The following is an 8,776-nucleotide window of genomic DNA, read 5'->3' on the forward strand; positions in this document are numbered from 1 at the left end:
TTCGGTGATGTTCCGCCGCCCCGAGGACGTGAAGGCGCTGCGCGAGCGGCTGGCGAAGATCTGGCTCGGGCCGCGGCTTGGGGCGCAGAGCACCACCGCGGCGCGCACCTGGCGGCAGGCCGCGCTGGCCAACGCGGCGGTGGAGCCCGGCGAGCGCGAGGGATTCGTGCTGCCCTACCCCATGGCCACGGGCAAGGATTTCTCGCGCCGGATGCCGATCCTGCCCGACGACATGTTCTGACCGGCCCCCGCTGCGTCTCAGTCGCGGCGCAGCTTGTCGAGCAGCCGCGCCCAGCCACCGGGCACCAGCAGCAGCGTCAGGGTGAAGCCGGTCGCAAAGCCCGCGAGATCGGCCACCCAGTCCTTGCTGCCGCCGAAGATCAGCCCGAAGACCAGCTGGATCGCCAAGAGCATCCCGATCAGCGAGAAGGCCCGCACTTGCTGTGCGCCCATCTGCCCGAGTCGCAGCCAGAGCAGGTAGGTGAAGCCGCCGATGAGCCCGTAGACCGCCGGGAATGCGCCAATGAGCGGCACCTGCGTGTCGACGATCAGCCCATAGGCCAGCGCGCCGGCAAAGGTCGAGGCAAAGAAGATCACCACCGTGCGCAGCGAGCCCAGCGCCTCGGCCACCATCTTGCCCATCGCGAGCAGCATGACCCCGGCAAAGAGCGCGTGGGTGAAGCTCGCATGCACGAAGGGATAGCTGAAGAAGCGCACCAGGTGCTCGGCGGGGAACTGCCCCGTGGCCAGCATCCAGCGCAGCACCTGCCCGAAGAAGGCGAAGCGCTCCATCGCCTCGAGCCGCCAGCCCAGCGCCGCCGGCCCGCCGATCAGCCCGTAGCCACCGAGCGAGAAGGCCGCCTCGACCCCCACGATGACGATGAACAGCGCCATCACCACCGGCGGCATCGGATTCAGGGGCGGTTCGTTATGCGGATGCACCATTGGCGAGGGCTCTTTCTTGACGGCATGTCGGGGCATGGGTAAGCCAGCCCCACCCGAATTTCCAGACGGAGTTGAGCCCATGTCCGAGGCGGCCCAGAGCAATCCCGCCTTCACCCCGCGCGTGTTTTCCGGCATCCAGCCGTCCGGAGGCCTGACGCTCGGCAATTATCTCGGCGCGATCAAGCGCTTCGTGGACATGCAGGGAAGCGGCATCGAGACGATCTACTGCGTCGTCGACATGCACGCGATCACCGTCTGGCAGGATCCGCAGGCGCTGGTGCGGCAAACCCGCGAGCTGACGGCGGGCTATCTCGCCGCGGGTCTCGATCCGTCGAAGTCGATCCTGTTCAACCAGAGCCAGGTGCCCGAGCATGCGCAGCTGGCCTGGATCTTCAACTGCGTGGCGCGCATGGGCTGGATGAACCGGATGACCCAGTTCAAGGACAAGGCCGGCAAGAATGCCGAGAAGGCCTCGCTGGGTCTCTATGCCTATCCGGCGCTGATGGCGGCCGACATCCTGATCTACCACGCCACCCAGGTGCCAGTGGGCGAGGACCAGAAGCAGCATGTAGAGCTGACCCGAGACATCGCGGCGAAGTTCAACCACGACTACAAGACCGAGTTCTTCCCGATGACCGAGCCGGTGATCGAGGGCGCGGCGACGCGGGTGATGAGCCTGCGCGACGGCTCGAAGAAGATGTCGAAATCCGATCCTTCGGATGCCAGCCGGATCAACATGACCGACGATGCCGACGCCATCGCCAAGAAGATCCGCAAGGCCAAGACCGATCCCGAGCCGCTGCCCTCGGAGGCGGCGGGCCTCGCCGAGCGCCCCGAGGCGCGCAACCTCGTCAACATCTACGCCGCGCTTTCCGAGCAGTCGGTCGATGCGGTGATGGCGGATGTGGGCGGCAAGGCGTTCTCGGAGTTCAAGCCGATGCTGGCGGATCTCGCGGTGGCGAAGCTGGCTCCGATCTCGGGTGAGATGGCGCGCTACATGGAGGATCCGGCCGAGATCGACCGCATTCTCGCCGATGGCGCGGCCCGGGCCCGCAAGATCGCCTCGCCGATCCTGCAGAAGACCTACGAGATCGTCGGCATGGTGGGGGCATAAGCCCCCCGAAATCGAAAAGGTGGGCGCCTGAGCCCACCTGACCGCCTGAAAGATTTTTCCTTTCGAAAAATCTTGGCCCCCAGGGGTGACGAAGAGTGTTCTGACGAAAACTCTTCGCGCCCCGCCCTCAGCCCTGAACCGCGATCCGGGCCGAGAGCCGCAGCGCGTGGCTGGCGTCGCGCGCCTGTGCTGGCATCACCGGGTCATAGGCCGCGCCCAGGAGCGCCCCGATCTCGGGCCGCAGCACCACGCGGCCATCCTCGAGCACGCCCAGCGGCGAGCGCTCGGCAAAGGCCCGCTCGGACCAGAGCAGCATCACCTGCACCACCTGCGCCAACGCCAGCTCCTCGGCGGGCTGCTCGGCCAGCGCGTCATCGACCCGCAGGAAGACGAAGGCGGCCTTGATCGCGCCCTGCTGGTCGAAGCGGAAGGCGCGGTACTGGTTGGCGTCCGCCGCCCGAAGCTTCGCCACCAGCGGCTCCAGATCCTCGATCAGGCGGCCAAGATCGGGCACCTCCAGAAGCTCCGACCAGTCGCGGAAGAAGAACACCATCACGTTGGCGCCGAGCTCGGGATCGGTCTCGGCCATCTTGGCGCCGGCCAGCGCGCAGATCGCCTCGAAGGCGCCCTTGATCACCGACAGCGTCTCGTCCTCGACCCCGAAGACGATGGGCACGAGTGGCCGGCCCCAGCGGGCACAGAGGTAGCTGCCGTCGTTGCGGGTGAAGAGCGGTTCGATCTCCTGCGGCTGCATCGGGTCTCCTTGAGCGCTGTGGTCGGTGTCTGGTCGGGCGCCGCGCTTATAGGGCAAGGGGCGCGCCGGTTGAAGCGCTGTCAGCGCCGGCCCCAGAGCCTGCGCCGCCCGGGCGCCGGGCTGTCTTTCTTGCGCTCGCGCAGGAAGACAAAGAGCCCCGCCCCCACGATCAGCGCGCAGCCGACCCAGACATTCGCCCCCGGCCACTCGCCGAAGATCAGCCACCCCCAGAGAATCGCCAGCGGCAGGCCGACATATTCGAACGGCGCAATGGTCGCCGCCGCCGCCAGCCGGTAGGCGGCGCTGAGCGCGTAGCCGACGAAGCCCGAAAGCGTGCCCAGCGCCAGCAGCACCATCGCGTCGCGCATGTCGGGCATCACCCAGGGCCGCAGCAGGAAGCGCAGCGCCTCGCTCTCGAAGCGCTCCGCATAGCGCCCGTCGCCGGCCACCAGCCAGAAGCCCAAGGCGACCACGAGAAAGGTCGCCTGCAGATAGACCGCCAGCGCCGAGGCACGCGTGGTCAGCCCCAGCCGCCGGGTCAGAACCTGCAGCATAGCGTAGAAGAACGCCGCGATCACCGGCAACAGCAGAACCACGCGCGAGACCTCGAGATCGTCCTTCCACGGCTGCTGCATCACCAGCACGCCGAGAAAGCCAACCACCACCGCGCCAAGCCGCAGAGGCCCGACCTTCTCGCCGAGAAACGGGATCGACAACAGCGTGATGAAGAGCGGCGCCACGAAGAACAGCGCCGTGACCTGCGCCAGCGACAGCACCGCGAAGGCGGCGTAGAAGGTCATGTTGGCGAGCACAACGAGAAGCCCGCGCAGCATGTGCAGCACCGGCGTCTCGGTACGCAAAAGGTGCCAGCCGCCCTCGACCTTCACCAGCGTCAGCGTGATCACCAGCCCCATGCCGGCGCGCGCGGCGACGATCTCGTGTAGCGGGTAGCCGCCCGAAAGCAGCTTGATCAGCATGTCGTTGACCGAGATCGCGGCCACGCCGAGACAGATGAAGAGGATGCCCAGCCCCGGGCGATCGGAAAGCGTGTTCATGGCGATCTTGCTAGAGCCCTGCCGCGCCGCGCGCCAGCGGCAAAGCGCGGCGCACAGATGGGCCTGCGCGCTCGCACGTTGCGTTCTGGCGCTGGCAGACTAGGTTCCGGCACCAAGACGACAGGACGGGAGGGACCGCGATGGCGATGGTCGAACTGCGGCAGGTCCGCAAGGTCTATGACAGCGGGTTCGAGGCCCTGAAGGGCGTCGATCTGGACATCGAGAAGGGCGAGATCCTTGCGCTGCTCGGCCCCAACGGCGCCGGCAAGACGACGCTGATCTCCACCGTGTGCGGGCTGGTGACACCAAGCTCGGGCAGCCTCACCGTTGGCGGCCATGACGTCGTCACCGCGTATCGCGCCGCGCGCTCGCTCATCGGGCTGGTGCCGCAGGAGATCAGCCTCGAGCCCTTCGAGAAGGTCGGCAACGCGGTGCGCCTGTCGCGCGGACTCTTCGGCAAGCCCCGCAACGACGCGCTGATCGAGGAGATCCTCCGCCGCCTGTCGCTTTGGGACAAGCGCGACACCCCGATCCGCGCCCTCTCGGGCGGCATGAAGCGCCGGGTGCTGATCGCCAAGGCGCTGAGCCACGAGCCCGAGGTGCTGTTCCTCGACGAGCCCACGGCGGGCGTCGATGTCGAGCTGCGCCGCGACATGTGGGAGATCGTCGCCGATCTCAAGGCGCGCGGCGTCACCATCATCCTGACCACCCATTACATCGAAGAGGCCGAGGCCATCGCCGACCGCATCGGCGTCATCAATCATGGCGAGATCCTGCTGGTCGAGGAGAAGGCCGGGCTGATGAAGCGGCTCGGCCGCAAGGAGCTGCGCATCGAGCTGGCCGAGCCGGTAAGCGCGGTGCCCGAAGCGCTGGCCACCCGCAACCTGCGCCTCGAGGAGGAGGGCCGCGTGCTGGTCTATGATTACGACACCTCCGCCGAGCGCACCGGCCTCGCCCACCTGATGGCCGAGCTCAGCGCCGCCGGCCTCAGCGTGCGCGATGTCGACACCCGCAAGAGCACGCTGGAAGACATCTTCGTCGATCTCGTCAAGCAACAGGAGGGCGCGGCATGAGCGGCATGAACTGGCGCGGCATCTGGGCCATCTACAAATTCGAGATGATGCGGTTCTTCCGCACCCTGCTGCAGAGCTTCGTCTCTCCGGTGATCTCGACCTCGCTCTATTTCGTGGTCTTCGGCACCGCCATCGGCGGCCGCATCGACGAGGTCGAGGGCGTAAGCTACGGCGCCTTCATCGTGCCCGGCCTGATCATGCTGTCGGTGATCACGCAGGCGATCTCCAACGCCTCCTTCGGGATCTACTTCCCCAAGTTCATCGGCACGATCTACGAGCTGCTCTCGGCGCCGCTGAACTTCCTCGAGATCGTCATCGGCTATGTCGGCGCGGCGGCCACCAAGGCGCTGTTCATTGGGGTGGTGATCCTGCTGACCGCGTCGTTCTTCGTCGAGATCCAGATCCTGCACCCGCTGGCGATGGTGGCCTTCCTTCTGCTGACCTGCCTGAGCTTCGCGCTGCTGGGCTTCATCCTCGGGCTCTGGGCGGGGAATTTCGAGCAGCTGCAGCTGGTGCCGCTCCTGGTGGTGACGCCGCTGGTCTTCCTCGGCGGCTCGTTCTACTCGATCTCGATGCTGCCCTCGGCGTGGCAGACCGTGGCGCTTTTCAACCCGGTGGTCTACCTGATCTCGGGCTTCCGCTGGGCCTTCTTCGGCATCGCCGACGTGCCGGTGGGGCTGAGCCTGCTGGCCATCGCGGGCTTCACCCTGCTCTGCCTCGGGGTGATCTGGTGGATCTTCCGCACCGGCTGGCGGCTGCGCTCCTGAGCCCTCAGGCCGGCGCGCAGCTGCGCCGGCCGCCCATCAGCAGATCGGTGGTCATGCCGCCGATCCACATGCAGAACAGCGCCAGCCAGGCGGTGCCGACAAAGATCGACCCGCCGGTCACGCCCGCGCCAATCGCGCAGCCCCCGGCCAGCATGCCGCCAAAGCCCATCAGCACCGCGCCGAACATGGCGTTGCGCAGCGGCGTCGGCCCGTCAAAGCCCTGCACCTTCAGCTCACGTCCCCAGGCCGCGGCGAGGAAGGCGCCGAGGAACACGCCGGGCACCAGCCCGATGTCGAACTCGAGCACCGCGTTGCGGTCGAGGAAGAACATCAGCGTATGCGCCGAGGGGCCGGTGAAGGTGGCGCTCTCGATCTGCACCGGCTCGAAGGCAACGTTGGCCAGCGAGAAGGTCAGCACCCAGCCCAGCGCAACGGCAAAACCCACGCCCGAGGCGAAGACCAGCCGCCGTGCCCCGATGCGGTTGCGCCGCGACAGCTCGAGCGCCAGCACCGCGATGGCGAGTCCGATCACCAGCCCGGCCTCGCGCGGCAGATGCGCCGCCGCCAGCAGGTCCATGTTGCGCCCGCCCGAAGTCACCCAGAGCCCGGCGATGCGGTCGCGCCAGGGCGCGAGGATGCCGCCGAGGCTCATCTGCGCCACCACCGCAAAGATCAGCCCCGAGATCACCGAGCGCAGGTTGCCCGTCGCCGCCATCACCAGAAGCCGCCCCGAGCAGCCATTGGCCAGCACCATGCCGGCGCCGAACATCAGCCCGCCGATGATCGCCCCCGACCAGCTCCCGGGCACCGCCATCATGCGCGCATTCGAGGCATCGAACACGCCCAGCAGCTGCGCCCCCTGCACCCAGACCAGCGCCGTCGAGAAGGTCAACAGCCAGACCGCCACCCGGTCCTTCATCTCGCCGCGGGCGAACTCCACCACCGCCGCGCGCAGGCAAAAGCGCGAGCGCTGCGCCGCGACGCCGAACACCACGCCGGTGATCAGCCCGAACAGCGCCGCGGTGGGGCTTTCCCCCAGACGGTCGACCAGCGAGACCAGGTCCATGACAGCTTCCTCCCATTCGCTTGGCGGGGACTCATGCCCGCATGCGAATATGTTGTCCTTGATTCAGGTCATGGGCCTCTCGCGGGGCGCGCCAGCCGCGGTCTCTTCGCGACATCGCGGTCGCAATCCGGCGCGACGGCCCCAGCGCTCCGGCGTATCGCGTCTCAACGCCGCAGGAGGATGCGCCATGTCCGAGATCCAGACCGATCCGAATTTCGCCTCTCAGGTCGCCGCGCTGGTGTCGCTGGCGGTGATGGCCGACGCCACCGCCACGCCGCTCGAGGGCGGCGAGGATCCGGCCTTCGGCACGGTGCGCTGGCGGACCCTGTTCAGCGGCGAGCGCACCGCCACCACCGGCATGGTGCTGGGCATCGCCGAGTTCGGCCCGCTCGGCACCCTGCTGCCGCACCGCCACGGCCCGGCTGAGATCTATTTCGGCCTCTCCGGCGCCGGCATCGTCACCATCGACGGCGTGCCGCACCCGATCGGCCCCGAGATCGCGCTGTTCATCCCCGAGGATGCCGAGCACGGCACCATCGCCGGCACCGAGGGGCTGCGCTTTCTCTACGTCTTCCCGCGCGACCGCTTCTCCGACGTCGAGTATCGCTTCTCGCAGGGCTGAGCCGCCATCCGCACCGGGCACTGTGCGCTGACGCGCAACAAGCCGTCTCGCCAAAGCCTGCCAAAGCGCCTAAGCCTGAGCCATGCCCCGTATCGTGCCCCTTGCCGCGGCGGGCGCCCTGCCGGTCTGGCGGCGGCCCGTGACGCTTCTCTTCCTCATGGCCATCGCCATGCCGCTGAGCTTCGCCACCTGGTCGGCGCTGCTCAACAACTTCGTCATCGACGCGGCGCAGTTCGACGGCTCCGACATCGGCTGGCTGCACACGGTGCGCGAGATCCCGGGCTTCCTCGCCATCGGGGTGATCCTGGTGCTGCTGGTGATGCGCGAGCAGGTGCTGGCGCTCTCCGCCCTCACGCTTCTCGGCGCCGCCACCGCGGCCACCGCCTGGTTCCCGTCGATGGCCGGCATCCTGATCATCACCATGCTGAGCTCGATCGGCTTTCACTATTACGAGACGGTGAACCAGAGCCTGCAGCTGCAATGGCTGCCCAAGGACCGCGCCCCGCAGATGCTCGGCTGGCTGCTGGCGGCGGCGAGCGGCGCCACCTTCCTGGCCTATGTGGTGATCGTGATGACCTGGGAGGCGCTCGGCCTGTCCTACAACAGCGTCTACATGGCCTCGGGCGGTCTGACGCTGGTGATCGTCGCCTATTGCGCCTTTGCCTTCCCGCAATTCGAGAGCCCCAACCCGCAGCGCAAGAGCTTCGTGCTGCGCCGGCGCTACTGGCTCTATTACGCGCTGCAATTCATGTCCGGCGCGCGGCGGCAGATCTTCGTGGTCTTCGCCGGTTTCATGATGGTCGAGCGCTTCGGCTTCGCGGTGCACGAGGTCACCGGGCTCTACCTGATCAACCTGATGGTCAACCTCGTCGCCGCGCCGCTGCTCGGCAAGGCGGTGCACCGCTTCGGCGAGCGCCGGGTGCTGATCTTCGAATATGTCGGCCTCACCCTGGTCTTCCTCGCCTATGGCGGGCTCTACTGGTTCGGCTGGGGCGTGCTGCTGGCCTCGATCCTCTACGTGATCGACCACATCTTCTTCGGCCTGGCGCTGGCGCTGAAGACCTATTTCCAGAAGATCGCCGACCCGGGCGACATCGCTCCCACCGCTGCCGTGGCCTTCACCATCAACCACATCGCGGCCGTGTTCCTGCCCTTCCTGCTGGGCTATCTCTGGCTGGTCTCGCCCGGCGCCGTCTTCGGCCTCGCCGCCGGCATGGCGCTGATCTCGCTCAGCCTCGCGCTGATGATCCCGCGCCACCCCGAGCCCGGCAACGAGACCGTCTTCGCCCCCCTCGCCCCCGCCCCGGCGGAATAACCCCGCCACAGGCGCCACCCCCCCGCATCTTCTCTGGTTCAAAAATACCTCGGGGGTGAATTGGC

9 protein-coding genes and 1 pseudogene are annotated in these 8,776 nt (G+C 67.7%); 6 read left to right on the forward strand and 4 right to left on the reverse strand.

All coding sequences use genetic code 11. The features are described from left to right. Positions 1–241 (forward strand): annotated as a pseudogene (locus tag AC6RA4_RS20185) (cardiolipin synthase); the annotation flags it as partial. Positions 242–258: 17 nt separating this feature from the next. Here the strand turns inward: AC6RA4_RS20185 and AC6RA4_RS20190 are convergent. Next, on the reverse strand, positions 259–945 hold the full coding sequence (locus AC6RA4_RS20190; RefSeq protein WP_500163405.1) for a rhomboid family intramembrane serine protease: 687 nt from the start codon (positions 943–945) through the stop codon (positions 259–261). Between the two features lie 79 nt (positions 946–1,024). Between AC6RA4_RS20190 and trpS the strand changes: the two genes are divergently transcribed. Continuing rightward, entirely contained in the window at positions 1,025–2,059 is a 1,035-nt protein-coding gene (trpS, locus tag AC6RA4_RS20195) for a tryptophan--tRNA ligase (protein WP_500163407.1), read from the forward strand. A gap of 127 nt (positions 2,060–2,186) precedes the next feature. Here trpS and AC6RA4_RS20200 read toward each other — a convergent pair whose 3' ends face one another. Next, on the reverse strand, positions 2,187–2,813 hold the full coding sequence (locus AC6RA4_RS20200; RefSeq protein ID WP_500163408.1) for a hypothetical protein: 627 nt from the start codon (positions 2,811–2,813) through the stop codon (positions 2,187–2,189). An 80-nt stretch (positions 2,814–2,893) separates the two neighbouring features. Beyond that, complete coding sequence (locus tag AC6RA4_RS20205) at positions 2,894–3,868, reverse strand: DMT family transporter (RefSeq protein ID WP_500163410.1); 975 nt, start codon at positions 3,866–3,868, stop codon at positions 2,894–2,896. A gap of 140 nt (positions 3,869–4,008) precedes the next feature. Between AC6RA4_RS20205 and AC6RA4_RS20210 the strand changes: the two genes are divergently transcribed. Together AC6RA4_RS20210 and AC6RA4_RS20215 are read left to right on the forward strand one after the other, a co-directional pair. After that, positions 4,009–4,941, forward strand: a complete 933-nt coding sequence (locus AC6RA4_RS20210; protein ID WP_500163412.1) for an ABC transporter ATP-binding protein — start codon at positions 4,009–4,011, stop codon at positions 4,939–4,941. Between the two features lie 5 nt (positions 4,942–4,946). Beyond that, the gene (locus tag AC6RA4_RS20215; RefSeq protein WP_500163418.1) at positions 4,947–5,708 is read left to right on the forward strand and encodes an ABC transporter permease; all 762 of its coding nucleotides are present in this window, start codon (positions 4,947–4,949) and stop codon (positions 5,706–5,708) included. Between the two features lie 4 nt (positions 5,709–5,712). Here the strand turns inward: AC6RA4_RS20215 and AC6RA4_RS20220 are convergent, their stop codons facing one another. After that, complete coding sequence (locus tag AC6RA4_RS20220) at positions 5,713–6,774, reverse strand: YeeE/YedE family protein (RefSeq protein ID WP_500163414.1); 1,062 nt, start codon at positions 6,772–6,774, stop codon at positions 5,713–5,715. 187 nt (positions 6,775–6,961) lie between these two features. Between AC6RA4_RS20220 and AC6RA4_RS20225 the strand changes: the two genes are divergently transcribed. Continuing rightward, positions 6,962–7,396, forward strand: coding sequence for a cupin domain-containing protein (locus AC6RA4_RS20225; protein ID WP_500163416.1), 435 nt, complete (start codon positions 6,962–6,964; stop codon positions 7,394–7,396). 82 nt (positions 7,397–7,478) lie between these two features. Next, a complete protein-coding gene (locus tag AC6RA4_RS20230; RefSeq protein ID WP_500163417.1) occupies positions 7,479–8,711 on the forward strand; it encodes an MFS transporter in 1,233 nt (410 codons plus the stop codon). Positions 8,712–8,776: the final 65 nt, after the last annotated feature.

The organism is Salipiger sp. (genome assembly GCF_059781815.1).

Coding starts and splice junctions, on each gene's coding strand:
- AC6RA4_RS20205 (WP_500163410.1), bottom strand. CDS start 3,868: ATGAACACGCTTTCCGATCGCCCGGGGCTGGGCATCCTCTTCATCTGT.
- AC6RA4_RS20190 (WP_500163405.1), bottom strand. CDS start 945: ATGGTGCATCCGCATAACGAACCGCCCCTGAATCCGATGCCGCCGGTG.
- trpS (WP_500163407.1), top strand. CDS start 1,025: ATGTCCGAGGCGGCCCAGAGCAATCCCGCCTTCACCCCGCGCGTGTTT.
- AC6RA4_RS20215 (WP_500163418.1), top strand. CDS start 4,947: ATGAACTGGCGCGGCATCTGGGCCATCTACAAATTCGAGATGATGCGG.
- AC6RA4_RS20200 (WP_500163408.1), bottom strand. CDS start 2,813: ATGCAGCCGCAGGAGATCGAACCGCTCTTCACCCGCAACGACGGCAGC.
- AC6RA4_RS20225 (WP_500163416.1), top strand. CDS start 6,962: ATGTCCGAGATCCAGACCGATCCGAATTTCGCCTCTCAGGTCGCCGCG.
- AC6RA4_RS20230 (WP_500163417.1), top strand. CDS start 7,479: ATGCCCCGTATCGTGCCCCTTGCCGCGGCGGGCGCCCTGCCGGTCTGG.
- AC6RA4_RS20220 (WP_500163414.1), bottom strand. CDS start 6,774: ATGGACCTGGTCTCGCTGGTCGACCGTCTGGGGGAAAGCCCCACCGCG.
- AC6RA4_RS20210 (WP_500163412.1), top strand. CDS start 4,009: ATGGCGATGGTCGAACTGCGGCAGGTCCGCAAGGTCTATGACAGCGGG.